Raw genomic sequence first — 25,081 nt, forward strand, 5'->3', positions numbered from 1 at the left:
AGTGTGGGCGAGGGGATCGACCAGCTTTCCGAATGGATAGATGCACAGCTCGGCTAAAATTTGGGCCCTGCTGGTTTGGAAAATCTGGATTTCTTGAGGGGACGACGAATGAGCTCTGTATTGCGTCGTGTTGCGGTGTTTTCTCTGTATAACGAACGCGGCATCGCGGACGAGTATGTCATATTTTTACTGACCAAACTGAGAGAACTGGTTGAAAGAATTGTCGTTGTCTCCAACGGCAATCTTTCAAAACATTCTGAAGTCGCGGTTGCAAAAGTGTGTGATCAGCTCCTGATTCGTAAGAACGAGGGATTTGATGTCGGTGGATACAAGGCCGGAATCGAAGCCATCGGCTTTGATGAGCTTTCCAAGTATGACGAACTTATCCTGCTGAACGATACTTGCTACGGACCTCTTTTCCCCTTTTCAGAAATGTTTTCGGAAATGGAAGGGCGGAACACTGATTTCTGGGGCGCTTCTGCCCATCGGGAAATGACGCCAAACCCATTTACCGGGACAGGCCATCTGCCCCGTCATCTCACGGCAAACTTCATTGCAATTCGCAACGAGATGCTGAAGTCGCGCGCCTTCAAGAGATATTGGGAGAACCTGCCGGAGATAAAAACCTACACCGATGCTGTTCTGCTTCATGAGTCGCAGTTTACCAAGCATTTTACAGACCTTGGCTATTCCGCAGAAGCATATGTTGATCCGGATCAGTATGGCTCGCACTATCCGGCGTTCATCAACGTCGACGAAACAATCATCAACCGCTTCCCCCTGCTAAAGCGGCGAACGTTTTTTCACGATCCGACTTTTCTGGAGCACAATGCGGTCGATCTGCCGCGCGCTTTGCGGATACTTAAAGAAACGTCCGACTACGACGTTAATTTGATTTGGCGCAATGTTCTGCGCGTTTCGGAATTGAGGAATCTCAACAGCAACGCGGCGCTGATGAGCGTCCTGCCGGACAAGCGGATCAAGGATGACGACGCTGCTGCCGACTACGGCAAGGTGGCCGTCTGCGCGCATATTTACTACACCGAGTTGCTTGACGAGTTGCTGGCGCTGACCGAGAACATTCCGGTTCCCTATGACTTCATTGCAACCACGAATACGCCGGAAAAGAAGGCGGAGATCGAAGCCGCCTTGGCAAAGCGCCCTGGCGTGAAAAAGGCCATCGTCCGCGTTGTTGAACAGAACCGCGGTCGTGACATGTCGTCGCTTTTCATCTCGTTCCGAGATCTGTTCATCGACGATCGCTACGACCTTGTCTGTCGTTTGCATACAAAAAAATCGCCTCAAGTTCAGTCGTCGAGAGGCAATCTGTTCAAGCGTCACATGCTCGACAATCTGCTGAATACCCGCGGTTACGTGCAGAATGTTTTGGACATGTTTCACGACAATCCTTCAGTCGGCGTCGCCATTCCGCCGATCTTTCATATCTCTTACCCGACCATGGGCCACTCATGGTTTGTCAACAAGCCAAGGGCCGAGGAAACGGCGCGCCTGTTGAACATCGACGTCAAGTTCGATGACACCACTCCGGTCGCAGCCTATGGCACCATGTTCTGGTTCCGGCCGCGCGCGCTGCGCAAAATGTTCGAACACAAATGGAAATGGGAAGAGTTCAATGCCGAGCCCGATCATATTGACGGAGGCTTGGCTCACGTGCTGGAGCGGCTGATCACCTACTCTGCTCAGGATGCCGGATTTACCACGCAGCACATTATGTGCGAGCATCAGGTAGCGCACAACTACAGCATGTTGGAGTTCAAGATGCAAAGGCTTGTCGGCATGCTGCCACTGCACGACTTCCCGTGGCATGCTCATCTGTTGTCTGAGTGGAAGAACGCCGGTTATCCCTTGGGGGCGTCAACGATGCAGATTCCAATGACGCCAGCGACGCAGACGGCGCTGATGTCAGGGCCGCAGACGTCAGTGAAACACGCTCTGGCTAGACTCAATTTCGCCATCAAGAGCTCTCTGAAGTTCAGATCGCCTATCTTGTTCAGAATACTCAGACCGTTCTATCGCGGCATAAGGGCGGTCCTGAAGCCAATTCTCGGCGTACTTCTGTAGCGCTTTCCCGGAATCACCCACCTCTGGCGCCAAGGTTGGCGAGCGTCAGACCCTTATGGTGGCGGTCTCGACGACCAGCTAGCCTGCCAATGGTGATCACTCGGCGGGCTGAATTGTCGAGACCGGCACGCGTCTTCCAAGAACCGCATTGCCGATCTTATCGAGAAGCCATTTTTCGACGAACTGATAGATAGCCGCGCCGAAAGCGATCGCCAGCACGCAGGCGAGACCAGCAACAAGGAGGCGCGGCCGCAGGTCCATCAGCCCGGCCCGCAGAACGATTAGCGCCAGGATTGCGAAAAAGGTCTGGTGGCTCAGGTAGATCGAATACGACGCATTGCCGAGGTACTGCCAAACCTTCGGGAACGTCCACAGGCCGCGCAATTCGATCGCGATGAGACCATAAAGGATAAAGCCCGAGGGAATGCCCCAAAAGGCCGTTCGCCACCATGGAGCGAGAACCCACCAGCCGCCATGCCGATGCAACACAACGCTGCCGAGCGCGTACAACACCACTCCCACAACAAACGATGTTTTCGCGAAGGCTGTTTGGCCCCTGCCGACCAGCAGGGCGACGAAAACACCGAACATGAATTCGAAGAACAAGGATGACGCCCAGACATGGTGCATCCAATCCTTGCCCAGGGCAAACGCAACCAGAATGCAGGCAAGCGTGAAAGCGAACCAGATCATCAATCCGATAAGAAGATGCTGACGAAAAATCAGCAATGATAGTGTCGCCACCATGTAGTATATCATTTCATAGTGAAGGGACCATGCCGCCAGGATGATGTTGTTCGATGCGCTCAACAACAGCAGCAATGAAGATGTGGGTGGCACTGGCATCGGCAGGAAGGGAATATCGACGATATACGCAATTGTAAGTGAAGCAAAAAGGAACATCACCCAATAGATCGGGTAGATTCGGATTAGCCTCCTCAGCAGGAAATCCAGCGTCGATTGCCAGCGGCTCTTCGTACGATCGCCACCGGATTTGACCCCAACCGTGTAGATGATGAAGCCCGAAATTACGAAGAAGATGTCAACGCCACCAGGGCCAAGGTTGTAGATGTATGGAGTTATCCAGTGTGCCTGCATTGGCGTGAAGGGGTGAAGCACATGACTGAACAGCACCATCAATGATGCGACGGCACGCAGGCCCTGGACGTTCCGATAGTGCATAGCTCTGAATTCCCCAAAGCCATCCTCTATCGGCATGGGAGTTGCCGATCAAGTCCGCCGCCAAGGCCGGGTCATGGCAAGGGCGCTGACGATCGCGCCCGGTTGTAGCGCCGGGTTAGGAGCAACAGTTAAGCCAGGATCGAGCCAGCCAAAGTGTCGGGCGGGTTCACCTCGACAAACGTCGCAAGCCGCGCGTCGGCGCCGAATGGAAGGTTGCCTGTCTCCGGCCTTTTTTATCGGCACCGAATGGTTTAATGCAGCTTGCCCATTGGCTCGAAATTGCCAAAGATTCACCGGCTGGAACATGGTCACATTCGAGCCGAGGGATCATCGACCTATATCGCCCTCCAACATTTCGGATGTTGAAATATCGTGAGTTGTTTTTCGCAGTTATTTTCAAGTGCCATTAGCGCCAAAGAGAGATAGGTCGATGAGGCGTCTGGCTATCGCATTTTACTACGACCAGCACGGCAAGATAGATGAGTATTATTTTCACCTGATTGCATCGATCAAACCTTTTGTTGAGAAGGTTTTGGTGGTTTGCAACGGTCCGGTGGACAAAGAGGCCGAATCGCGTCTTTCCGAGGCCGCCGACAGCTTCCTGATCAGGGAAAACAAAGGGTTCGATGCATGGGCCTATCGCACTGCGCTCGAACATATCGGGTGGGACGAGCTTTCGCACTTCGATGAGATCTTGCTTTTCAACCACACCTTCTACGGGCCGATTTTCCCTTTCTCGGAAATGTTCTCGGAGATGGACCAGCGTCAGTGTGATTTCTGGGGGATCTCCGCTCACGGGGCGATGAGGCCTAATCCGATCGATGTCAGAAAAGCGGAGCTGCCCTTCCATCTCAACTCCCATTTCATCGCGGTACGGCGGTCCCTGCATCAGTCAAAGGCGTTTCGGGATTATTGGACCCAGATGGGGCCCATCAACTCCTACATGGACTCAATCGCGAAACATGAGACGGTGTTCACAGGGCATTTCCAGGCCTTGGGCTATACCTGTTCGGTTTTGCTCGATCCCGCACGATACAAGACGTCATATCCAGTGCTGATGGAGCCGGACAAAACGCTGGAGGATCGCAGCCCGATCCTGAAGAAGCGGCTGTTTTTTCATGACACGCTGTTCCTCGAGCGCGAGGCCATCAATCTGCCGCGCGCGCTGGAGATCATAGAGAACCAATCCGATTATGATCTGTCGCTGATATGGAAGAGCGTTGGCCGCCTGGGCCCGCCTCGTACGCTAAATGGCAACGCCGCGTTGCTCTCCGTCCTGCCGGATGTACAGGTCGGTCCGCAAAGGAACTGGGACGATTATCGGATAGCGGTTCTCGCGCACGTCTATCACGTCGACATGATCGACGAGATTCTAGGCTACAGCGAAAACGTGCCGAAGGGCTACGACCTGATCATCACGACCGACAATGCAAACAAGCAGGCATTGATCGAGCAAGCAATCGCAAAGGCGCAGAACGTCGGAAATGCCGTCGTTCTGGTTGTCGAGAACGACGGCAGGGATACCTCTGCTCTCCTCATCGGGTGCCGCGATTACGTGCTCGAGGACCGTTACGACCTGATCTGCCGGATACATTCCAAGCAATCTTCCCAAGACGGCGCAAAGGGGGAACTGTTCAAGCTTCACACCCTTGAAAACCTTCTTCATACGCCTGGGTATGTCTCGAATTTGCTCGAGCTTTTTGCCAACAACCCAGCGCTTGGCCTTGTCATGCCGCCAATGATTCATATCGGCTACCCGACCCTGGGAAACTCATGGTTTGGCAACAAGGACAACGTCCAAAAGATAGCCAAACAGCTGAATCTGATCGTGCATCTGGATGCCAATTCGCCCGTGGCGCCTTACGGTGGGATGTACTGGTTTCGTCCTGCCGCTCTCAGGAAGCTTTTCGAACATAAGTGGGCCTGGGACGACTTCGCCAACATGGATTATCGGGATGGGAGTTTGGTCCACGCTATAGAGCGGATCATTGCCTATGTCGCAATCGACGCCGGATACACCTTCCGGCATGTGGTGACCGCGAGGAATGCGGCTCACAACTACGTCATGTTGGAAGCCAAATTGCAGGCGTTGTTGGCGGACGGAGCGCCGGCGGAATTCGGAAACTTGGGAGTGGCAAGGTCCTTTCGTGGCCTCCTCTTCTCGATCAAGAGATCGATCGTGACCACATCGCCAACAGCGTTCAGGATCCTCCGGCCGATCTACCGCGGTCTGCGAAGGATAATCACGCTTGGTCGCGGCGCGACAAACTAAGCTCACCCCATGGCCAATTCGCTCGGGAAAGGCTCCAGGCGAGCTAAGGCGAATTTCGCTCAGGCGACATCCCATTTGAGGTTTCGGCACCCGAGGATAGGAGGCCGATCAATCACGAGGCGCTGTTAAGTCAGCGACTCTACCCGGCCAGCTCGAAGCGTCATCTTCTTCGTGCAAACGCGCTGGATGAGCGACTCGTCGTGGCTGGCCAGCACGATGATGCCGGCCTTTTCCGCCAATTCGTCCATGCGTCGTTTGGCTTTTTCCTGGAATGACGCGTCGCCGGCGCCAATCCATTCATCCATCAGCAGAATTTCAGGTTCGAGCGCGGTCGCCGCTGCAAACGCCAGCCGTGCCGCCATGCCCTGGCTGTAAGCCTTGAACGGCAGGTCGATGAAATCGCCCAGTTCGCTGAAATCGATGATTTCTTCCATCTTCTCTTCGATTTCGGCCAGCGTCCAACCGCTGATCAGCCCCCTCAGCACGATGTTTCTGCGCCCGGTGGCCTCGGGACGAAACCCTATGCTGATGTTGAACAAGGCATCGACCTTGCCCGCGATCGATATCGTGCCGCCCGATGGCTGGTAGATTCCGTAGAGAACCTTGAGCAGGGTGGTCTTGCCGGCGCCATTCGGGCCGACGAGCCCCAGCCGGTCGCCCGCCTTGAGTTCGAAACTGACATCGTCGAGCGCCTGCACGACCTGCTTGGTGCCCGACTTCGATATGTTGCCGCCGAGCGCGCTCCGACGCCGGCCAGGCGCCGAAAGCGTCAACTTTTCGAACAGGCGATAAACGAGGCTGACATTGTTCAGTTTGATGGAGGTCATGGAACTCAGATCAGGAAAACGATGCGCTTGCGATAAAGGCCCAGCAGCAGCAACGCAAGGGCCCAGACGCCGAGACAAACGTAGCCTGTCACCGTCAACGCATGCGTCGGAAAGATGCCCGCCGTGATCGGCTCACGCACGCCCTCCAGGAAGTAGGTGAACGGGTTCCAGTGATAGGCGTATTTTTGAACGCCCTCTTGCCCGCTGTAGACCCAGAAAACAGGCGTCAGGAACATGCCCACCCGCATCAGGTTCCCGACGATGAACTCGCTATCGGGAAAGAAGGCGCCCAAGAACGCAAAAACCGTGACAAGTGCAGGAGTTGCCACGACGATGAGCAACAGACCCAGCAACGACAGCAGCCAGTTTGAGTTGATTCCGTAACCGGCCAGCAGCAGAATAAGAACGCAACCCGCCAACGAATAACCAGCCCGGATGATGCATTGCATCGTCAATCGCATCACATACACGAACAACGGCAGCGTCGTGCCTTGAATGAAGCTCGCTTCGCGCTGGAAGAGTGACACGCTCATGGTGATGGTTTCGGTGAGGTAGAACCACACCAGCATGCCGATGGCGACATAGGCTATGTAGCTTGGATCGCTGGCGTCCTTGGTCACGAAAACGAAGACAAATGTGCCGACGAAAGCAAAATAATTGACCAGCATCCAAAGCGGACCCAGGGTCGTACGCCGGTGCTGGTCGCCGATGTCCTCATGGGCGAGCGCGACCCAGACCCGGTGCAACCGCACGGCCTTGGAGATATCGTCAAAAGCGCCGTTTAGTGCCGCAATCATCGTTGGGAGTATCGCAATCTGCTTTTTTCCAGCGCTTGGTTTTTCCGGCGCTTCATCGCTTCAAGGCCCGTGACGAACCACCACGGAGCTCTTAATAGCCATTGCGACGTGCTTATGGCAACGCACTGCGTTTTAATGTCGCGAGTTGGGCCTCGGGTCCGATCGCTTGCCCTCGCGCTCTCTTGAAAAAACATCTAGCTATGACTTCGAGCCCGCAGTATGCGATACAACAGGGCAGGGGCCAGGGATAGCACTTTGAAAGAGCGATCGGCCACGAAGCATATTCGTGCTCGCACCTTGGTGATGTTGATGTCCGTGAGCCTGGAGTCTAGTGCAGTCCAATGAATTCTTACCTCGAAGCTGTATTCGGACTCAGGCCGGAAATGCGGCGCGCCTTCATCATGGTCCAGGACGTGGTCATGGTCCTGGTCGCCGTGGCGCTCAGCCTTGTGCTTTCGCGGTCGAATCTTTCGTTCGATCCGCTCTCCAACCAGGGTTTGGGAACCTGGGGGGGCATTGTCGTCATCAGCCATCTCCTGTTCAGATATTGTGGTCTCTACAAGACCGTTTGGCGCTTCGCTTCGACGCCCGACTTTTTCAATATCCTAAAGAGCTGCGCAATTTTGACGTTGGCTCTGTACGCCACGTCAATGTTGGCTCGTTCCTTCCAGCCTGTGCAGGGGCTCAACGAGCGTCAGTTCATCGTCTTCTTCCTCGTCTCCTTCACGATCATATCGGCGCCCCGGCTGTTCTACCGCTTCCTGCGTGACGGCGCGAGCTGGGGCATTCTAAGCACCAAGACCGGCAAGACGCAGGCCAAGCAGGCGTTGTTCGTTGGCCGGCTCGGCGAAGCCGACCTGATCATTCGCTTCACGCGCACGGCGGAGCCGGCGGACTATTCCATCGCCGGGATCATGGCGACCGAGCGCGCCGTACAATTGGGCACGCGGATTCAAGGTGTTCCCGTGGTGGCGACCCGACCGCGGCTGATCGACGTCCTGGAAGACTATGCGACAGGCACCGAAAGCCTGGACTTGCTGATTTTCGGCAGTGGCGCCGAGCACGAGATCGAGGAGTATTCGGAACTCGTCCGCGTCGCCCGGCATGGCGACATAAGTGTGGTGCAGTTCTCCGGTCTTTCGGAACTGGAACAGCAGGGAAAACTGGTTCTCGACGCCGTCGAGATGGAAACGATCCTACGCCGCCCGACAGTGCCTTCCGATGTCGAGCGTATCGGGACCTTTATTGGCGGCAAGCGCGTCCTGGTGACGGGCGGTGCCGGGTCGATCGGCCGAACGTTGGTCAAACGGTCGTTGGAACTGGGGGCGGAGGCGGTGCTCGTCGCCGACAACTCCGAGTTCGGCATCTTCCAGTTGAGCCAGTACATTGACGAGAAGGACCACGACCGCCTCAAGGTCCGCATCGTCGATGTCGCGGATCGGCGCCAGATAACGCGTGTCGTCACCGAATTCAGACCGGACATCGTCTTTCACGCCGCGGCGCTCAAGCATGTTCCGCTGCTCGAGGAAAACTGGGATTCGGCCATCCAGACCAATGTTTTCGGCACGCTTGTCTGTGCCGAAGTCGCCGCCAAATGCGGGGTTGCCCAGTTTGTCCTGATATCGAGCGACAAGGCGGTGGATCCCTCATCGGTGCTTGGGGTGACAAAACGGGCTGCCGAACAGATCATCAGCGCCTTGCATGGGCCCCCCGCCAGCGAGCCGGGCGCGCGTCGTTCGGTCACCAAGTTCGTGGCCGTTCGCTTCGGCAATGTCTTTGGCAGCAACGGTTCGGTGGCGACCATATTCCAGGCGCAGATCGAGGCCGGAGGGCCGGTCACCATCACGGACCGGCGCATGACACGCTATTTCATGACAGTGGCCGAAGCCGTCGATCTCGTCATTATGTCGGCCGCCGATGCCGCATCGCGGCAGAGCGGGGACGATTATGCCGTCTACATGCTCGACATGGGCAAGCCGGTGCCGATCCTTGAAGTGGCCGAAACAATGATCCGCCTGTCCGGAAAGAGCCCCTACACGGACATCCCGATCCGGTTCACCGGCATAAGGCCGGGCGAGAAACTCCACGAAATGCTGCATGGCGAGGATGAGGAACTCGTCGAACTCGGCATTTCGAAGATCTTTGGCCTGAGCACGGATGTCGTGGAATGGTCGGATGTCCAGGCCGCGCTCACGGCGCTGCAGCAGTCGGTCAAGAACCAGGACAAGGATGCCGCGCTGGCCGTGCTGGCAGGCCTTGACCAGGCCAAGAAGGCCAGGGGCGGCATTCATCAGGACGTGGTCCCGAAAACGGCCCGGCAAGCGACCTAACCCAATCCGCATAGCGATCTTGCTCGTGGATTGGACAAACCTAGAGCAATTCCAGGAAAAGTGTGAAAACGGTTTTCCGTCCGGAATTGCGTCAAAACAAAGAGATAGAGCAATTCCAGGAAAAGTGTGAAACGGTTTTCCGTCCGGAATTGCGTCGAAACAAGGAAATTGAGCGGTTCTGCGTTTCCGTGAAACGATGAGCCGCTCTAGCCATTCCAGGCATTTGCAGGGTGTTTGAAGCTCGTGAGCAAAGAAGATCCGCGCATCGCAGTCCTGATGGGCACGAAAGACGGCGCCGCCTTCATCGATGAGCAACTGCAATCCGTGCTCGCGCAGTCGCACCCTCTGATCGACCTGTGGATCTCCGACGATGGCTCCGTCGATGACACGATTGCCATCATCGAGGCGTGGAAATCCCGCTGGCCCAAGGGTCGAGTGACCCTGGTGGAAGGGCCGCGGCAAGGCTTCGCCCCCAATTTCCGGTCGATGATCCTTGATCGGCGCATCGATGCGGACTGCTATGCCTTCTGTGACCAGGACGATATCTGGGAGCCCGACCGGCTGGAGAGCGCTGTCCGCTGGATGCAGGCTTATGACGCAAAAATCCCGCTGATGTTTTGCTCGCGAACCGCGACCATGACCGAATCCGGAAGCCTCGTCGGCCATTCGCCGCTGTTTCGCCGGTCGCCATCCTTTCGCAACGCGCTTGTGCAAAGCATCGCCGGCGGCAACACCATCCTGCTCAACGCCGCGGCCCGCGACCTGCTGGCCAGGGCCTCAGCGCAAACCGAGTTCGTCAGCCACGACTGGTGGGCCTATCTCATCATGACCGCCGCCGGCGGCATCGTCCGCTACGATCCACGGCCGCTGGTGCGCTACCGCCAGCATGCGGCAAACCTGGTTGGCGCCAACGTGTCGTGGAGGGCGAGGATTTCCCGGCTTGGCCGTCTGTTCAAGGGCGACTTTGCCGGCTGGACGGATCGCAATCTTGACGGACTTGCCGTCAACCGCGACCTGCTGACCGAGGATGCAGCGGCGTGCGTCGATCTGTTTACAAAAGGGCGGCAGGGCAATCTTTTCCAGCGTTTGGGCGGCTTGCGCAAAAGCGGTGTCTATCGGCAGACACTTGCCGGCACCCTGGGGCTCTATCTCGCATTCATCCTGGGGCGCATCTGAGCATCGAACGGCTGCATGGTGTGCTTGGCCAGGAGATGACCTCATGCTACGTCGACCGTATTGACGGGCTTCGTCTGCGGCGTTGTCTCGGGGCTTTGGCAGGGAGCGCTATCGGCCGTTCATGAAGGCAACCAAGCAAATCTTCGATCTTGCCGGCGCGGCTCTGCTGCTGGTGGTCACATCGCCTGTTCTGGTGCTCGCCTTCCTTGCTGTTCGCGCATCATCACCCGGTCCGGCCATTTTTTCGCAGACGCGGGTCGGTCGCGACGGCCTGCTTTTTCGCTGTCACAAATTGCGGACGATGTATGTTGGAACGCCGTCATTGCCCACGCACGAGGCGCCTACGAATTCCGTCACCTCGGTTGGCAAGGTCTTGCGGAAATTCAAGCTCGACGAGTTGCCCCAGTTCTGGAACGTTCTGAAGGGCGAGATGAGCCTGGTTGGGCCGCGTCCCTGTCTGCCGACGCAAACGGAATTGATCGAGTGTCGCAGGCGACTAGGGGTCTTGGCGGCACTTCCAGGCATAACGGGTCTGGCCCAGATCAGGGGCATCGACATGTCGAACCCCGAGCTCTTGGCCAAAACCGATGCCGCCTATCTCAGGACGGCATCGTTCTGGCTCGACCTTCGGATCCTGTTTGGGACGCTCTATCGAAGCTGAGCAGGCCATGATCTCAAAAACCGAAGCCGGTTTTGGGAAGAGGTCATGGTCAAGCGAGAGGTCGACGTTCACGAAGCCGCGCCAGGTCGGCCAGCCGCTCCAGCGTACCGGTTTCAGGTGCCCAGCCCTGCGATATCAGCAGCGAAGGATCGCATATCTGCGTCGCGGTCATGCTGTCCCAAAACGCCCGCTTGCCCAGCACGGCCGCGGCCGGCCGCATCAGGCCGGCCGGCACCGTGATCAGGCGCGTCGGACGTCCGAAACCCCTGCGAAAGGCGGCAATGACGGCAGCCACGGTGACCGATGGCACATCGGCGCCGACATAGATCGGGCGAAGCGGTTCCGAATGGCTCAGCAGGTGCGACACGGCTCGCGCCGCGGCTTCGGAGGACATCAGCGAGCGGATTCCCGCCAAGGCGCCTGTCGGCAGCGGCAGCGCCGTATCGGCCAGGCGCATCAGCGTCGCCAGGTTTCCCCTCATGCCGCTTCCATAGACCGGAGGCAGGCGCAACACGGCGGCATCGGAACGGCCGTGCGACGCATAGGCGTTGAGAACCTTGATTTCGGCTTCGCGCTTCGAGCGCCCATAGTCGCATTGCGGGGCAGGAAGCGTGGTCTCGTCGATCGTTGCGCTGACGCGAGCGCCGATCACGGCGCGGATCGACGAGAGGTGGATGAAACGTCCGCTGGCCTGCGCGGCCGCTGCCTGCGCCAGCCGCGCGCTCAATTCCACATTGGCCGCCCGATAATCGGCTTCGGTGGCGTCGCCCTGATCATTGTTGAGGCCGGCGCAATGGACGACATGGGTCACATCCCTGGTCAGCGCCAGGAAGGCCGCGGCCGGCGCATCGAAACCGGGCATAGCCACAGCTTCGCTTCCAGAACCCAGCCTCTCCGGGTGACGGGAGGCGAGGCGAAGCTCGGCACCGGCGTCGCGAAGGTGGTGCACGACAAGACGTCCGATGAAACCCGTCGCACCTGTCACCAAGACTTTCATTGCCTTGCTCGCGACAGCTCTTGGGTGGCTTGTGGAAGCGCCTGCCCTTCCACCTCTGGTGGAAGTGCTTGCCCTTCCGCCAACGGAGCCTGACGTCCGGAGGCAAGATATGTCCCGCACACCAGGAAGACCATCAGCACCGAGTCCAGAATGTCATGGCCGATCAGGATGCCTGTCATCCCGGCTGTGAGATAGGTGATCACGACGATGACAATCATGGTCGCGCCGAACCGTTCGACCGGATCGCTGCTGTTTCGCAAGACCCGGACGGCATTTCCAGCGGCAAAGACGAAGATCGCCGCCAGCGTCATGGCGCCCAGAATTCCTGCTTGTACCAAGGCGGTCAGGAAGCCGTTGTGGAAATGGTTGAAGCCTGTGTCCATTGCGAACTGGTCATGAAAGCCCTGCTTGATCAGAAGCTGGCTCGCGCCCACACCATGTCCGAACACCGGCATGTCATGGAATGCCTTGAGGCCGATGTCCCAAAGGGCAACACGTATCCCCAACGAGGTGTCGTAGTTGTCGTGGGTCCCAAGCGCATCCCAATCGGAACGCAGAAAGTCGACGCGCCCGGATATCGCCTGGGAGCCGAAAGCCGCGATGACGACACCGACTGCAGTCAGCAGCAGCAGCACGCGAACCGCATTCCTGCCTCTGAGCCTCTGATGGTTGATCAAAAGAACGGCGATGCCGGCAATCAGCAGCGCCAGCCAAACAATACGCGAACCGGAATAGATAATGGCGATCGTCCCGGCCAGTGCGGCGTAGAAGAGAGGGTTCCGGGCTCGCTCTATGCCTGACAAGGCACCGGCCACGCAGACCACCACGGCAAGGCAGACGACGGTTGCGAAGACGATCGGATTGCCGGCCCCGCCCTCGGCCCTGACCCCAATCCAGTATTGCTGGATGACAGCCATCTGCAGCGCGACAAAACAGGCGGCCATGCTGCTGAGCACGATAGTACGGGCAAGCGTGGCTTTCTGCGTGATGCTCCAGGTCGAATAGGAGATTGGGAAAAACAGGAAGGTAGCGAGCGGGATCAGGTGTGGCGCATCTCTGGCGAACGCGTTGTTGACGATGGAAGCCATGAGATTGGCCGCGCAATAGGCATAGATCGAGACCGTCAGCCAGATCATGGGCCGGTCAATGTTGAAGTGCCTTTTCCCGGCGGCAATCAGCGCGAGGGAGGCGAGGGCTCCGCCATTGAACACAAAACTGACCAGCGATCCCAGAACCGGTGGAAAAAAGAAGCAAAGGATGGAGAAGTAGACATTCACCCGCGAGGCAGTGAATTGCTGTCTTATCGATGAAAACCGGTTCAATGCTCTAGGTCACAATTCTCTGGGAGCGATAGGTGTCGTCGGCGGCAACGGATATCGCCTCGAAATTGCACGTGTTCCATCATGCGTCGTGCTCGTCTTCAGCAGCCGGTATAGCGGCTTGGCCGTTTTTTCGATAGTGCGGCAAGGTGGGATCGCCGCCAGAAATCGATGGCCACCGACGATGGCCTGGGTGAGGCTCTCACGTAGCAATTTGCATGTTCAGCCAGGCAATATTTTCCCTCGCTTTTCCTAGCGGCTTGCCCTGTGAGCAGGAATTTCCGGGTTTTGCCGCGCCCATGGAAAATTCATTCCCGAACCGTGCGCCGCGGGGCCAGTCCAGCATTGTTCTCTCCGACGGCTATCTGCTAGAACGCCGGCACGAGAGAGATTGTCCAGAAGCAAGGCTTGAACCGGGCGCAAAAAGCCCGATGATTTGAGGCAAGGTCTTCTGTCGGAAGGCACGAAAGAACGCTTACAGTCCATGACCATTGCGCTTACGCATCTTCAACGGCTTGAAGCCGAGTCCATCCATATCTTCCGCGAGGTTGCGGCTGCCTTCGCCAAGCCGGTCATGCTCTATTCCGTTGGCAAGGACTCTTCGGTGCTGATGCATCTGGCGATGAAGGCGTTTTATCCCGCCAAGCCGCCATTCCCTTTCCTCCACGTCGACACGACATGGAAGTTCCGCGAGATGATCGCTTTTCGCGATCAGATGGCGCAGAAACTCGGTTTCGATCTGCTGGTTCATGTCAATGAAGACGGCGTGCGAGATAACATCAATCCGTTCGATCACGGTTCGAACACCCACACCCATGTGATGAAGACCGTGGCGTTGCGACAGGCGCTCGACAAATACGGTTTCGACGCGGCCTTTGGCGGCGCCCGTCGCGACGAGGAGAAATCCCGCGCCAAGGAGCGCATATTCTCCTTCCGCAACGCGCAGCATGTGTGGGACCCGAAGAACCAGCGGCCCGAGATGTGGAAGATATTCAACACCCGCATCGCATCGGGCGAATCGATCCGCGTCTTCCCGCTGTCGAATTGGACCGAGCTCGACATCTGGCAGTATATTCTGCAGGAAAACATCCCGATCGTGCCGCTCTATTTCGCCAAGCAGCGGCCGGTGGTCGAGCGCGACGGCATGCTGATCCTGCGGGACGACGAGCGCATGAAACTGCGTCCCGGCGAGACGGTGGAGAACCGGCTTGTGCGGTTCCGCACGCTCGGCTGCTATCCGCTGACCGGCGCCATCGAATCGGATGCCGACACGCTGGAAGCCATCGTCGGCGAAATGCTGACCGCGCGCACCTCCGAACGGCAGGGTCGCCTGATCGACCGCGATGAAGCCGGCTCTATGGAAAAGAAGAAGCGCGAGGGGTATTTCTGACCATGCGCCACATCTTGGCAAAGAGCCTCGCACCCACCGACGGCGTCCGCGACTACCTGGCGGCGCAGGAGAAGAAGTCGCTGCTGCGTTTCCTGACCTGCGGTTCGGTCGATGACGGCAAGTCGACGCTGATCGGGCGCCTGCTTTCGGACACCAAGCAGATTTTCGAGGACCAGCTCGCCGCGCTCGAACGCGATTCGCGCAAACACGGCACGACCGGCGACGACATCGATTTCGCCCTCCTGGTCGATGGTCTCGAAGCTGAGCGCGAGCAAGGCATCACCATCGACGTCGCCTACCGCTTCTTCGCCACGCCGAAGCGCAAGTTCATCGTTGCCGACACGCCCGGCCATGAACAATACACGCGCAACATGGCGACCGGCGCCTCGACCGCCGACCTGGCGATCGTGCTGATCGATGCCCGGCAAGGGGTATTGCCGCAGACGAGACGCCATTCGATCATCGCCTCGCTGCTCGGCATCCGGCACATCGTGCTGGCGGTCAACAAGATCGATCTCGTCGGCTTCGACCAGGCCGTCTTCGAACGCATCACCGAAGCCTACGGGCAATTCTCGCGCGATCTCGGCTTCCAGACCATCGTGCCGATCCCGATGTCAGCCCGCTACGGCGACAACGTCACCAGCCGCTCGGACAGCATGGCATGGTATTCTGGTCCGACGCTGATCGAGCATCTCGAAACCGTCTCGGTCGAGGAAGCAGTGGTCGAACTGCCGTTCCGTTTCCCGGTCCAGTATGTCAACCGCCCCAATCTCGACTTTCGCGGCTTTGCCGGCACGATCGCGTCCGGTTCGGTTGCACCCGGTGACGAGGTCGTCGTCGCCAAGTCCGGCAAATCCTCGCGCGTCAAGCGGATCGTCTCCTATGGCGGCGACCTGGCCCAGGCGGCCGCCGGCCAGGCCATAACGCTCGTGCTTGACGACGAGGTCGAGATCTCGCGCGGCAACATGCTGGTTTCGCCGGCCGCACGGCCGCAGGTCGCCGACCAATTCGCCGCCAACATCGTCTGGTTCGACGAGCATGCGTTGCTGCCAGGCCGTTCCTACATCCTGCGCACCGAGACCGATCAGACCAGCGCCACCGTCACCGACCTGAAGTACCGGATCAACGTCAACGACTTCGCCCATGAAGCGGCCAAGTCGCTTGACATGAACGAAGTCGGCATTTGCAACATCTCGACACGGACGCCGATCGCCTTCGATACCTTCGCCGAGAACCGCACCACGGGCGCCTTCATCCTGATCGACCGCATCAGCAACGCCACGGTCGGCGCAGGCATGATCCTGCATTCGCTGCGCCGGGCCGAGAACATCCATTGGCAATCGCTCGATGTCGGCAAGCGCGTCCGCGCCGACATGAAGAACCAGCGGCCCGCCGTGTTCTGGTTCACCGGACTGTCGGGCTCAGGCAAGTCGACCATCGCCAACCTGTTCGAGAAGAAGCTGTTCGCCACCGGCCGCCATACCTATATCCTGGACGGCGACAACGTCCGTCATGGTCTCAACCGCGATCTTGGTTTCACCGACGCCGATCGCGTCGAGAACATCCGCCGCGTCGCCGAAGTGGCGCGTTTGATGGCCGATGCCGGATTGATTGTCATTGTCTCGTTCATTTCGCCGTTCAGCGCCGAGCGGCGCATGGCGCGCGAATTGATGGCCGACGGCGAATTCATCGAGGTGTTTGTCGACACGCCCTTCGAGGAATGCGCCAGGCGCGACCCGAAGGGCCTCTATGCCCGCGCGCTGAATGGCGAGATAAAGAATTTCACCGGCGTGGATTCACCCTACGAAGCGCCGGAAAAACCGGAAATCCATCTGCAGACGCTCGGCAAATCGGCCGAACAGATGGTAGACGCCCTGGAACACTGGCTGAACGAGCGCGACATTGCCGAAGACCAATACGACAACGGCGGCGGCATCTGACGACAGGCTGATGCTCGAAATCTTCGAGCGGCTGGCCCTGGCGGCCGGACGCGAGGTGATGCGTGTCTTCCATGCCGGCTGCGCGGTCGACCGCAAGTCCGACGCCTCGCCGGTGACCGAGGCGGACCGTGAGAGCGAGAAGATCATTCTCGCCGGGCTGCGCGCCGCATTTCCCGACATCCCCTGCGTGGCCGAGGAGGAAGCATCCGCCGGCATCGTGCCGCCGGACCTGCATGGCGCCTTCTTTCTCATCGACCCGCTCGACGGCACCAAGGAATTCGTCAACCGCCGTACCGATTTCACCGTCAACATCGCGCTGGTCCGCCATGGCGTACCGGAAGTCGGTGTCGTCTTTGCTCCATGCAGCGGCCGTTTTTTTTCGGGCCGGCCGGGCAGGGCGGAAGCCATCGAGGTCGACAACGACTACCGGATCACAGGCCGCCGGCCGATCTCGGTGCGGACGGCTGTGGAACCATTGGCCGTCGTCGCCAGCCGCTCTCACAACACGCCGGAAACCGAGGCCTATATTCGCGACCTCGGTGCTGCCGAGATCGTCTCGGTCGGCTCGTCCTTGAAGTTCTGCCTTCTTGCCAGCGCCGAAGCGGATGTCTATCCGCGCTTCGGCCGCACCATGGAATGGGACACGGCGGCGGGCGATGCCGTGCTGCGCGCGGCCGGCGGCATGACGCGCACGCTGGACGGCCAGCCCCTGGTCTACGGCAAGCGCAAGCAGAGCGATGACGAGGATTTCGCCAATCCGCATTTCATTGCCAGTGGCAAGGTTGGCGCCAGCAGCAGGGCAGGCGAGGCCAGCCGCAGCTGAGGCGGGCCGGCAGCTTACTCGGCTGCCGCCTGCGCCGAATTCGAGCCGATATAGTTGCGGATCGTCTCGATGATCCGGTCCTGGTCGGCTTCGCCGAGATAGGGGTGCATCGGCAGGCACAGGATCCGCTTCGGCAGGTCCTCCGACACGGCAAGGCCGGTCGGCGTGCGCGGGTAGTCGCGATAAGCAACTTGGGTATGCAGCGGCTTCACATAATAGATGACCGATGGAATGCCCTTTTCGCCGAGATGCGCCTTCAGCCCGTCACGCTTGGGCGTCTCGATCGCATACTGTGCCCAAGCCGACCGGCTGCCGTCCAGATTGCGGGCCGCGGTGACGATATCGCCAAGCCCTTCGGCGTAGCGGTTGGCCACCACCTGGCGGGCCACCATCTCGTCTTCGAGGATGGCCAGCTTCTCGATCAGGATCGCCGCCTGTAGGGTGTCGAGCCGCGAATTGATGCCGACACGGATATTGTCGTACTGCGTCTCGCCCTTGCCGTGGAAGGCAAACGACCTGAGCTGCTCGGCCAGCGCATCGTCATTGGTGAACATCGCGCCACCGTCGCCATAGCAGCCGAGCGGCTTTGCCGGGTAGAAGCTGGTCGAGCCGACCGCGCCGAACGAGCCGCACATCTTGCCGTCGCTCGAGCCGCCCATCGACTGGGCGGCATCCTCGATCACCATCAGCCCTTCGCGGTTGGCGATCGCCATGATGGCATCGTAGTCGGCGGCAAGGCCGAACAGATCGACGGGAATGATCGCCTTAGGCTTCAGCCGGCCTTCTTTCTTGATCATGGCGATGGCTGCCTCGAGGCTGGCAATGTCGATGTTGTAGCTATGCGGGTCGACATCGACGAACACCGGCTCCGCCTTGGCCAACGCCACCACTTCGGCCGTGGCGGCGAAAGTGAAGCTTGGCACGAACACGGCGTCACCCGGGCCTACGCCGGCCGCAAACAGCGGCAACAGCAGCGCATCGGTGCCGTTGGCGCAGGCCACGACATGCTTGGTGCCGACATAGGCGGCGAGCTTGTTCTCGAATTCAGTGACTTGCGGGCCGAGTATATAGCGGCCTTCTTCGACGACACGGTCGATCGCGGCCTTCAGCCGGTCGCGGATTCGTTCGCGCTGCGCGCCAAGATCGATGAACTGCATGTCGGCCTCAAAACGGGTTAGCCAGATAACCGGCCGCTGGTATCAGAGTTGTGCCGGGCGAGAAAGCCGCAGGAGCAAAACCGCGAATTGCGCAAGTGTCGCAGTCTGTTACCTGTATTTTCCGGCGTGTTCTTCGTGATATGCCGGAAATCCGGCCTTCGTCAGCCCCGATCCTACCTTGATAATCCCTGAGATCGGCCCTGCGAAACATAAAGTGATCGAGAAGCCCCCGATCTGTCTCGGTCCCATCGCGACCTGGTCAGGCGATCTCATGCCGCCAGGGTGGATTGGCGCCGGCTCGCGAGACGGTCACGGCCGCCGCCTTGTTGCCAAGCGCCAGTGCCTTGCCGATGGCGTCCAGCGAAAGGCCGGCGATTGCCGTCTTTGTCAGCAGGCCTTGTTCCTGCAGCGAAGCGAGGATGCCGGCATTGAACGTGTCGCCGGCGCCGACCGTGTCGACCACCTTGACCTTCTCCGTCATCACCGTGACGGCGTGTTCCTTGGTGTAGCCGATGGCGCCTTCGCTGCCATGCGTGACGACGATCAGCTTCGGGCCGCGGTCGAGCCAGTTGCGGATGACATCCTCGTGCGAGCCGGCTTCGCCGAACCAGTTCAGGTCTTCATCCGACAGTTTCACGATATCGGCCATCGCCATCATGGCGCGGATGCGCCTGAGGTGCTTGGCCTTGTCAGGGATGAAGTTCGGCCGAATGTTGGGGTCGAGCATCATGACGCGGCTTTCATGCTCGCGCTTCATGAACTCCTCATAGGCACTGCCGGCTGGCTCGGAGATCAGGCTGATGGCGCCAAACAGCATGGCCTCGATCTCGTTGCCGAGCTGCGGCAGGTCGTCGACGGTCAGCATGCGGCCGGCGGTGTTTTCATCGTAGAACGTGTAGGTCGCCTGGCCGTTGTCCAGCTTGACGAAAGCAAGCGTCGTCGGCCGTGGCGACGTGTGCGCATAGGTGGAACTAACCTTGCTCGCCCCAAGCGCATCCCTGAACTGACCGCCGAACAGATCCGACGACAGGCCGGAAAAGAACCCAGCCGGCGCGCCCAGCCGCCCGAGCGCGATGGCCGTATTGAAGACGGCGCCGCCGACATAGGGGGCAAAGGCCGGCTCGCCGTTGGTCGTCGTGCGCGGCAGCATGTCGATGAGGGCTTCGCCGCAGCAGAGGATCATGGCTTCCTGGTCTCCGGCGGATAGATCACGCCCTTGCGGATGATGATGTTGGCGTAGAGCCGCGGCTCGCTTGTCGCGACGATGGCATGCGCCGATTTGACCCGTGCATAGAAGTCGGCGCCGGCCAGCGCAACCACCTTGCGGCCGGGCGCGCGTTTTGCGCATAGCGCCTCGATCTCGTGATGCACGGGATCGGCAAGAGAGGGATCTCCCTTGACCGAGGCGCGAAACAGCGCCTCTGGCACGGCATCGTCGACCGGCAGCACGCTCAAGATCGCGTCGAGCACCGGCAGGAGATGATGACCGTCGGCTCGGATGAGCCGGTTGGCCTGCTCTTCCGCCGGATAGTTTCCGTCGACAATCGCGATCTCGTCGCCATGGCCCATGGCGCGCAATGTCGCCAGAAGCTCCGGACCAAGCAGCGCCGGGATTCCGATCAGCATCAGGTACTCCTGGAAATCGTCGTCGAACCGATCAGGAAGCGCTCGGAGAGCGGCAAGCTGGCGCCGCCGAGCGCCCGGGCGTGGATGCCGACGGTCCCCTCGCGAACGGCGGGAAGCTTCAGGCCTTCTCCGTCGATCGTGGCGATGCCCGCGATGATGGCGTCGACCAGCCGGCGGCGCACTGCCGTCGGCATCCATCCGTCGATCACCGCTGCCTCGAAATCGATGACCGAGGATGCTGCAACGATGGCATAGGCGAGCGCCCGCGAGGCGCTGGCAATCCAGTCATCGAGTTCGGGGCCGATCTCGCCCCAGTCTTCCGGCGATGTCCACAGATGCGAAGCCTCGACGCCGCGCGCATTGAGCGCCTTTTCGAGCATGGCGATGGACGCCACATCGATCAGTTGGGTCGGCTTGCCATCCGGCCCCGGCACGGGCATCGAGCCGAGTGCTCCGGCATTGCCGGTTGGCCCGCCGAAAAGCCGGCCATTCAGCACGATGCCGCCACCGGCAAAGGCGCCGATGTAGAAATAGACGAAGTCACGCGCAGCACCGGTCTGGCCGAAGACGAGTTCGGCGCCGCAAGCCGAAGTCGCATCGTTCTGCAGGTAAACCGGAAAATCGCACTGCGCCTGGATGTCCGCCCTGATGTCGCGGTGACGCCATTCGTCCATGACGTCGCGCGGGGCGCCTGCGGTATCGGCCCAGTTCCACAATTCGAACGGCATGGCGATGCCCAGCCCGGCGATGCGTTTGTCCTGCGCGGGCGTCAGCTCGCCGCGCATCTGCCGCATGCCGTTGCTGACGAAGTCCACTGTCTCATGCGGGGCAGGGTAGCGGTAGGAATGCTGCAGCATCGAACGGACTTGGCCAAGGAAGTCGATCAGCACGAGTTCGGCGCTGCGGCGGCCGATCTTCAGGCCAATGAAGTAGGCGCCGTCGGGGTTGAGCGCCATCGGGATCGAGGGTTGGCCGATCTTGCCGCGCAACGGCGCCTGCCGCAGCAGAAGGCCTTCTTCCTCCAGTTCGCGCATGATGACCGAAACCGTCTGCGCCGAAAGCCCGGTCATGCGGGCGATGTCGGACTTAGCCAGGCTGCCATGCTGGCGCACCAGTGAGAGCACCAACCGCTCGTTGTGGTCCCGCATGCCGCTCTGGTTGGTGCCACGGTGAATGAGGCTGTCATTCGCCTCGGGCGAACCGTGCCTCGCAATGGCGGTCTCCACCCTGTTCCTCCCGTCGTTTCCCGGCAATGCTTTTGGGCCAGAATGGGTGAACGAAGCAAGGCTGTCAATAATAAATAAGAGTGATTTAATTATTGACAGCAATCGTGGACTGGTATCTGTTGCGATAAGGCGTCCATGCTGGGAGAATGTCGTGGATGCCGTGGAGGCCGGTTGGCCGGCACTCGAAAATGCATCACTGGGAGGAAGTCATGGGTAAATGGAATATCATGAAGGCGGCTGTTGCCGGCCTTGCCTTTTACGGCGCGATGGCAGGCGCCTCGTATGCGGCCGATACCGTCGGCCTGATTACCAAGACCGAAACCAATCCGTTCTTTGTGAAAATGCGTGAGGGCGCTCAGGCCAAGGCTAAGGAACTTGGCGTTACCCTGATCGCGGCCGCCGGCAAGTTCGACGGCGACAATGACGGCCAAGTGGCGGCGATCGAGAACCTGATCTCGGCCGGCGCCAAGGGTTTTGCCATCGTGCCGAGCGACTCGAAGGCGATTGTACCGACCATCAAGAAGGCGCGCGACGCAGGCCTCAAAGTGATCGTGCTCGATACGCCGCTCGATCCGATGGACGCTGCGGACGCGACCTTTGCGACCGATAACCGCAAGGCCGGCATGCTGATCGGTCAGTGGGCTGCCAAGACCCTAGGCGACAAGGCAGCGGACGCCAAGATCGTATTTCTCGATCTCGCGACCAACCAGCCGACCGTCGATTTTCTGCGCGATCAGGGCTTCATGCAGGGCTTCGGCATCGACGTAAAGGATCCCAACAAATACGGCGACGAAGACGACAAGCGTATCTGCGATCACGAAATCAGCCAAGGCGACCAGGAGAAGGGCCGCACGGCGATGGAGAACGCGCTGCAGAAGTGCCCGGATGTAAACGTGGTCTACACAATCAACGAGCCCGCCGCGGCCGGTGCGTGGGAAGCGCTCAAGGCGGTAGGCAAGGATGACGGCAGCGTGATGATCGTTTCGATCGACGGTGGTTGCCCTGGCGTGAAGAACGTTCAGGCAGGCGTAATCGGCGCGACCAGCCAGCAGTATCCGCTGAAGATGGCGGCGATGGCGCTAGAGGCGATCGTCTCGGGCAAGATTCCGGATATCGACCCGAAGATGGGCTTCCTCGACACCGGTGCGCAACTCATTACAGCCAAGCCGGCTGAGGGCGTGACGTCGATCTCGGTCGAGGAAGGCCTGAAGCTCTGCTGGGGCTGAGCGCCTTTCAACATCGTACCATGAAGACTATTGTCCAGAACTCAAAGGGGGCGCACGTAGCGCCCCCTGACAGCGAGGCGTTGGGGAGGATTGCCTGATGAGCGACGATACCGCGGGTTCGGTCACCGCCGAACGCGGGCTGAAGGGTGCCACCGAAGCCCTAGCCAGTTTTGATGAGTCGGATGCCGGCGCGATCCGCCGCCTCCAGGCTTTCCTTCATCAATTTCCCACGTCCATTCCCTTTTTCGTTCTGCTGTTGGGTGTGGTCATCTTTTCGATTGCAGCGCCGGACAAGTTTTTTGCTCCGTTCAACTTTTCGTTGGTGCTGCAGCAGGTGACGATCATCGCTGTGCTCGGTGTGGCGCAGACGCTGATAATCCTTACGGCCGGAATCGACCTGTCCGTCGGCGCTATCATGATCCTGTGCTCGGTGGTGATGGGGCGGACCGCGGTCGTCTACGGCGTTCCGGTATTGATCGCATTTCCGCTCGGGTTGCTCTGCGGTCTGGCATGCGGCGTCGTCAACGGCCTGATCGTGACGATGCTGCGCTTGCCGCCCTTTATTGTCACGCTTGGCACCTGGAGCATTTTTGGCGCGCTGAATGTCTGGTATTCCCAGAGCGAAACCATTCGCCAGCAAGACATGGAGGCGGCGGCGCCATTCCTGCAGTGGACGGGTACGATCTTCAAACCTTATGATTTCTTCTCAAAAACGCTCGGGCTCGACTGGACCTTTTTGAAAGGTTGGGTGCTGACCTATGGTTCGCTGGTCATGTTGATCCTGGCGTTCGTTATTTGGTACGTGCTGAACAGAACGGCGTTGGGTCGACACATCTACGCCACTGGTGATGATCCGGATGCAGCCAGACTGGCCGGTATCAACACCAAACGGACCCTCATCGCCGTGTACGGGCTCGCCGGTTTCATCTGCGCGATCGCCGCCTGGGTGTTGATCGGGCGCATCGGTGGCGTAAGCCCGCAGGCAGGTCAGACCGCAAACCTCGACTCGATCACCGCTGTCGTGATCGGCGGCACCTCCCTGTTTGGCGGCCGCGGCTCGATCGTCGGAACGCTGATCGGCGCCTTGATCGTCGGCGTCTTCCGCAACGGCCTTGCGCTTTCCGGGCTTGAGTTGCTGTGGCAGGACTTCGCCGTGGGCGTGCTGATCATCGTTGCTGTCACCATCGACCAATGGATCAGGAGAATTTCGGCATGAACGACACTCCGGTTCTCCAAGCCAGAGGCCTCAACAAGCGCTACGGCAGGGTTGTTGCCCTCGACAATGCTGATTTCGACCTGTTGCCAGGCGAAATCCTCGCTGTCATCGGCGACAACGGCGCCGGCAAGTCGACGCTGGTCAAGGCGCTGTGTGGGGCGGTCATTCCAGACTCAGGCAGGATCGAACTCAATGGCCAGCCGGTGCATTTCCGCTCACCGATCGAGGCGCGTGTGGCGGGCATTGAAACCGTCTACCAGAACCTTGCGCTGTCCCCGGCGTTATCGATCGCCGACAACATGTTTCTCGGCCGCGAGATCCGCAAACCGGGCTTTGTCGGGCAGTGGCTGCGAAGGCTCGACCGCTCAGCGATGCAGAGGATCGCCCGTGAAAAGCTTTCCGAACTGGGGCTGATGACCATCCAGAACATCAACCAGGCCGTCGAAACGCTCTCCGGCGGTCAGCGCCAGGGTGTTGCGGTGGCGCGCGCCGCTGCTTTTGGCAGCCGCGTCGTCATCATGGACGAGCCGACCGCCGCTCTCGGCGTCAAGGAAAGCCGCCGTGTGCTTGAGCTGATGCTTGACGTGAAGAAGCGCGGGCTGCCGATCGTGCTGATCTCGCACAACATGCCGCATGTCTTCGAAGTCGCCGACCGCATCCACATCCACCGGCTGGGCCGTCGCCTCTGCGTCATAGATCCCAAGCAATATACGATGTCGGATGCCGTGGCCTTCATGACGGGAGCCAAGGTTCCGCCGGAGGCGGCACTGGCGGCCTGAACTGTCAAATTGCCGCAGGGTAACTCCGCGCGGGTTCATCTAAATCGATTGAATA

The 25,081-nt window shown here is 59.5% G+C and carries 21 protein-coding genes; 11 read left to right on the forward strand and 10 right to left on the reverse strand.

All coding sequences use genetic code 11. The annotated features are described in order from the left end of the window. Positions 1 to 108 precede the first annotated feature (108 nt). Positions 109 to 2,082 (forward strand): rhamnan synthesis F family protein, encoded by a 1,974-nt coding sequence (locus CGZ66_RS26970; protein WP_245331235.1) that lies wholly within the window; start codon positions 109 to 111, stop codon positions 2,080 to 2,082. A gap of 96 nt (positions 2,083 to 2,178) precedes the next feature. On the opposite strand, the gene CGZ66_RS26975 is transcribed toward CGZ66_RS26970, so the two are convergent. Continuing rightward, positions 2,179 to 3,300 carry an acyltransferase family protein gene (locus CGZ66_RS26975; RefSeq protein ID WP_095089701.1) on the reverse strand — a complete coding sequence of 374 codons (1,122 nt, stop codon included), beginning with the start codon at positions 3,298 to 3,300 and terminating at the stop codon, positions 2,179 to 2,181. A gap of 394 nt (positions 3,301 to 3,694) precedes the next feature. On the opposite strand from CGZ66_RS26975, the gene CGZ66_RS26980 reads away from it, so the two are divergent. Next, entirely contained in the window at positions 3,695 to 5,536 is a 1,842-nt protein-coding gene (locus tag CGZ66_RS26980) for a rhamnan synthesis F family protein (RefSeq protein ID WP_095089703.1), read from the forward strand. 125 nt (positions 5,537 to 5,661) lie between these two features. Here CGZ66_RS26980 and CGZ66_RS26985 read toward each other — a convergent pair whose 3' ends face one another. Continuing rightward, positions 5,662 to 6,363, reverse strand: a complete 702-nt coding sequence (locus tag CGZ66_RS26985) for an ABC transporter ATP-binding protein (protein ID WP_095089705.1) — start codon at positions 6,361 to 6,363, stop codon at positions 5,662 to 5,664. A 5-nt stretch (positions 6,364 to 6,368) separates the two neighbouring features. Further along, positions 6,369 to 7,160 (reverse strand): ABC transporter permease, encoded by a 792-nt coding sequence (locus CGZ66_RS26990; protein WP_095089707.1) that lies wholly within the window; start codon positions 7,158 to 7,160, stop codon positions 6,369 to 6,371. 341 nt (positions 7,161 to 7,501) lie between these two features. Between CGZ66_RS26990 and CGZ66_RS26995 the strand changes: the two genes are divergently transcribed. The 3 genes from CGZ66_RS26995 to CGZ66_RS27005 all read left to right on the forward strand — a co-directional run bounded on the left by CGZ66_RS26995 (position 7,502) and on the right by CGZ66_RS27005 (position 11,327). Continuing rightward, complete coding sequence (locus CGZ66_RS26995) at positions 7,502 to 9,490, forward strand: nucleoside-diphosphate sugar epimerase/dehydratase (RefSeq protein ID WP_167392263.1); 1,989 nt, start codon at positions 7,502 to 7,504, stop codon at positions 9,488 to 9,490. Between the two features lie 243 nt (positions 9,491 to 9,733). Continuing rightward, positions 9,734 to 10,666 (forward strand): glycosyltransferase family 2 protein, encoded by a 933-nt coding sequence (locus tag CGZ66_RS27000; protein ID WP_095089948.1) that lies wholly within the window; start codon positions 9,734 to 9,736, stop codon positions 10,664 to 10,666. 121 nt (positions 10,667 to 10,787) lie between these two features. Then, the gene (locus tag CGZ66_RS27005) at positions 10,788 to 11,327 is read left to right on the forward strand and encodes a sugar transferase (RefSeq protein ID WP_095089711.1); all 540 of its coding nucleotides are present in this window, start codon (positions 10,788 to 10,790) and stop codon (positions 11,325 to 11,327) included. Between the two features lie 49 nt (positions 11,328 to 11,376). Here CGZ66_RS27005 and CGZ66_RS27010 read toward each other — a convergent pair whose 3' ends face one another. The 3 genes from CGZ66_RS27010 to CGZ66_RS40020 all read right to left on the reverse strand — a co-directional run bounded on the left by CGZ66_RS27010 (position 11,377) and on the right by CGZ66_RS40020 (position 13,989). Then, positions 11,377 to 12,324: an NAD-dependent epimerase/dehydratase family protein gene (locus CGZ66_RS27010; RefSeq protein WP_095089713.1), complete on the reverse strand. Its 948-nt coding sequence runs from the start codon at positions 12,322 to 12,324 to the stop codon at positions 11,377 to 11,379. Continuing rightward, positions 12,321 to 13,646, reverse strand: coding sequence for an O-antigen ligase family protein (locus CGZ66_RS27015; protein WP_095089717.1), 1,326 nt, complete (start codon positions 13,644 to 13,646; stop codon positions 12,321 to 12,323). Before CGZ66_RS27015 ends, CGZ66_RS27010 begins: the two co-directional genes overlap by 4 nt. Before the next feature lie 199 nt (positions 13,647 to 13,845). After that, positions 13,846 to 13,989, reverse strand: a complete 144-nt coding sequence (locus tag CGZ66_RS40020) for a hypothetical protein (RefSeq protein ID WP_167392264.1) — start codon at positions 13,987 to 13,989, stop codon at positions 13,846 to 13,848. Positions 13,990 to 14,127: 138 nt separating this feature from the next. Between CGZ66_RS40020 and cysD the strand changes: the two genes are divergently transcribed. Genes cysD through cysQ form a run of 3 tightly spaced genes read left to right on the forward strand, consistent with a single transcriptional unit; the run spans position 14,128 to position 17,796 of the window. Further along, entirely contained in the window at positions 14,128 to 15,033 is a 906-nt protein-coding gene (gene cysD / locus CGZ66_RS27020; RefSeq protein ID WP_095089719.1) for a sulfate adenylyltransferase subunit CysD, read from the forward strand. A 2-nt stretch (positions 15,034 to 15,035) separates the two neighbouring features. Beyond that, entirely contained in the window at positions 15,036 to 16,973 is a 1,938-nt protein-coding gene (gene cysN / locus CGZ66_RS27025) for a sulfate adenylyltransferase subunit CysN (protein WP_167392265.1), read from the forward strand. Positions 16,974 to 16,983: 10 nt separating this feature from the next. Continuing rightward, positions 16,984 to 17,796, forward strand: a complete 813-nt coding sequence (gene cysQ / locus CGZ66_RS27030; protein ID WP_167392271.1) for a 3'(2'),5'-bisphosphate nucleotidase CysQ — start codon at positions 16,984 to 16,986, stop codon at positions 17,794 to 17,796. A 14-nt stretch (positions 17,797 to 17,810) separates the two neighbouring features. Here the strand turns inward: cysQ and CGZ66_RS27035 are convergent, their stop codons facing one another. From CGZ66_RS27035 to CGZ66_RS27050, 4 genes are all read right to left on the reverse strand, one after another. Continuing rightward, a complete protein-coding gene (locus tag CGZ66_RS27035; RefSeq protein WP_095089727.1) occupies positions 17,811 to 18,953 on the reverse strand; it encodes a DegT/DnrJ/EryC1/StrS family aminotransferase in 1,143 nt (380 codons plus the stop codon). Positions 18,954 to 19,212: 259 nt separating this feature from the next. Beyond that, positions 19,213 to 20,136 carry a carbohydrate kinase family protein gene (locus tag CGZ66_RS27040; RefSeq protein WP_095089729.1) on the reverse strand — a complete coding sequence of 308 codons (924 nt, stop codon included), beginning with the start codon at positions 20,134 to 20,136 and terminating at the stop codon, positions 19,213 to 19,215. After that, entirely contained in the window at positions 20,133 to 20,579 is a 447-nt protein-coding gene (locus CGZ66_RS27045) for an RbsD/FucU family protein (protein ID WP_095089731.1), read from the reverse strand. The genes CGZ66_RS27040 and CGZ66_RS27045 overlap by 4 nt, the downstream gene beginning before the upstream one ends. Next, positions 20,579 to 21,805 carry an ROK family transcriptional regulator gene (locus CGZ66_RS27050; protein ID WP_095089733.1) on the reverse strand — a complete coding sequence of 409 codons (1,227 nt, stop codon included), beginning with the start codon at positions 21,803 to 21,805 and terminating at the stop codon, positions 20,579 to 20,581. Before CGZ66_RS27050 ends, CGZ66_RS27045 begins: the two co-directional genes overlap by 1 nt. Before the next feature lie 209 nt (positions 21,806 to 22,014). On the opposite strand from CGZ66_RS27050, the gene CGZ66_RS27055 reads away from it, so the two are divergent. The 3 genes from CGZ66_RS27055 to CGZ66_RS27065 all read left to right on the forward strand — a co-directional run bounded on the left by CGZ66_RS27055 (position 22,015) and on the right by CGZ66_RS27065 (position 25,026). Next, positions 22,015 to 23,031: a substrate-binding domain-containing protein gene (locus CGZ66_RS27055; protein WP_095089735.1), complete on the forward strand. Its 1,017-nt coding sequence runs from the start codon at positions 22,015 to 22,017 to the stop codon at positions 23,029 to 23,031. A 97-nt stretch (positions 23,032 to 23,128) separates the two neighbouring features. Continuing rightward, complete coding sequence (locus tag CGZ66_RS27060; RefSeq protein WP_095089737.1) at positions 23,129 to 24,247, forward strand: ABC transporter permease; 1,119 nt, start codon at positions 23,129 to 23,131, stop codon at positions 24,245 to 24,247. Next, on the forward strand, positions 24,223 to 25,026 hold the full coding sequence (locus tag CGZ66_RS27065; protein WP_425352322.1) for an ATP-binding cassette domain-containing protein: 804 nt from the start codon (positions 24,223 to 24,225) through the stop codon (positions 25,024 to 25,026). The genes CGZ66_RS27060 and CGZ66_RS27065 overlap by 25 nt, the downstream gene beginning before the upstream one ends. The last annotated feature ends 55 nt before the right edge of the window (positions 25,027 to 25,081 follow it).

Source organism: Mesorhizobium sophorae (genome assembly GCF_002270415.1).
Taxonomy (GTDB): Bacteria; Pseudomonadota; Alphaproteobacteria; order Rhizobiales; family Rhizobiaceae; genus Mesorhizobium; species Mesorhizobium sophorae.

Coding starts and splice junctions, on each gene's coding strand:
- CGZ66_RS26970 (WP_245331235.1), top strand. CDS start 109: ATGAGCTCTGTATTGCGTCGTGTTGCGGTGTTTTCTCTGTATAACGAA.
- CGZ66_RS26975 (WP_095089701.1), bottom strand. CDS start 3,300: ATGCCGATAGAGGATGGCTTTGGGGAATTCAGAGCTATGCACTATCGG.
- CGZ66_RS26980 (WP_095089703.1), top strand. CDS start 3,695: ATGAGGCGTCTGGCTATCGCATTTTACTACGACCAGCACGGCAAGATA.
- CGZ66_RS26985 (WP_095089705.1), bottom strand. CDS start 6,363: ATGACCTCCATCAAACTGAACAATGTCAGCCTCGTTTATCGCCTGTTC.
- CGZ66_RS26990 (WP_095089707.1), bottom strand. CDS start 7,160: ATGATTGCGGCACTAAACGGCGCTTTTGACGATATCTCCAAGGCCGTG.
- CGZ66_RS26995 (WP_167392263.1), top strand. CDS start 7,502: ATGAATTCTTACCTCGAAGCTGTATTCGGACTCAGGCCGGAAATGCGG.
- CGZ66_RS27005 (WP_095089711.1), top strand. CDS start 10,788: ATGAAGGCAACCAAGCAAATCTTCGATCTTGCCGGCGCGGCTCTGCTG.
- CGZ66_RS27010 (WP_095089713.1), bottom strand. CDS start 12,324: ATGAAAGTCTTGGTGACAGGTGCGACGGGTTTCATCGGACGTCTTGTC.
- CGZ66_RS40020 (WP_167392264.1), bottom strand. CDS start 13,989: ATGCTGGACTGGCCCCGCGGCGCACGGTTCGGGAATGAATTTTCCATG.
- cysD (WP_095089719.1), top strand. CDS start 14,128: ATGACCATTGCGCTTACGCATCTTCAACGGCTTGAAGCCGAGTCCATC.
- cysN (WP_167392265.1), top strand. CDS start 15,036: ATGCGCCACATCTTGGCAAAGAGCCTCGCACCCACCGACGGCGTCCGC.
- cysQ (WP_167392271.1), top strand. CDS start 16,984: ATGCTCGAAATCTTCGAGCGGCTGGCCCTGGCGGCCGGACGCGAGGTG.
- CGZ66_RS27035 (WP_095089727.1), bottom strand. CDS start 18,953: ATGCAGTTCATCGATCTTGGCGCGCAGCGCGAACGAATCCGCGACCGG.
- CGZ66_RS27040 (WP_095089729.1), bottom strand. CDS start 20,136: ATGATCCTCTGCTGCGGCGAAGCCCTCATCGACATGCTGCCGCGCACG.
- CGZ66_RS27045 (WP_095089731.1), bottom strand. CDS start 20,579: ATGCTGATCGGAATCCCGGCGCTGCTTGGTCCGGAGCTTCTGGCGACA.
- CGZ66_RS27055 (WP_095089735.1), top strand. CDS start 22,015: ATGGGTAAATGGAATATCATGAAGGCGGCTGTTGCCGGCCTTGCCTTT.
- CGZ66_RS27060 (WP_095089737.1), top strand. CDS start 23,129: ATGAGCGACGATACCGCGGGTTCGGTCACCGCCGAACGCGGGCTGAAG.
- CGZ66_RS27065 (WP_425352322.1), top strand. CDS start 24,223: ATGGATCAGGAGAATTTCGGCATGAACGACACTCCGGTTCTCCAAGCC.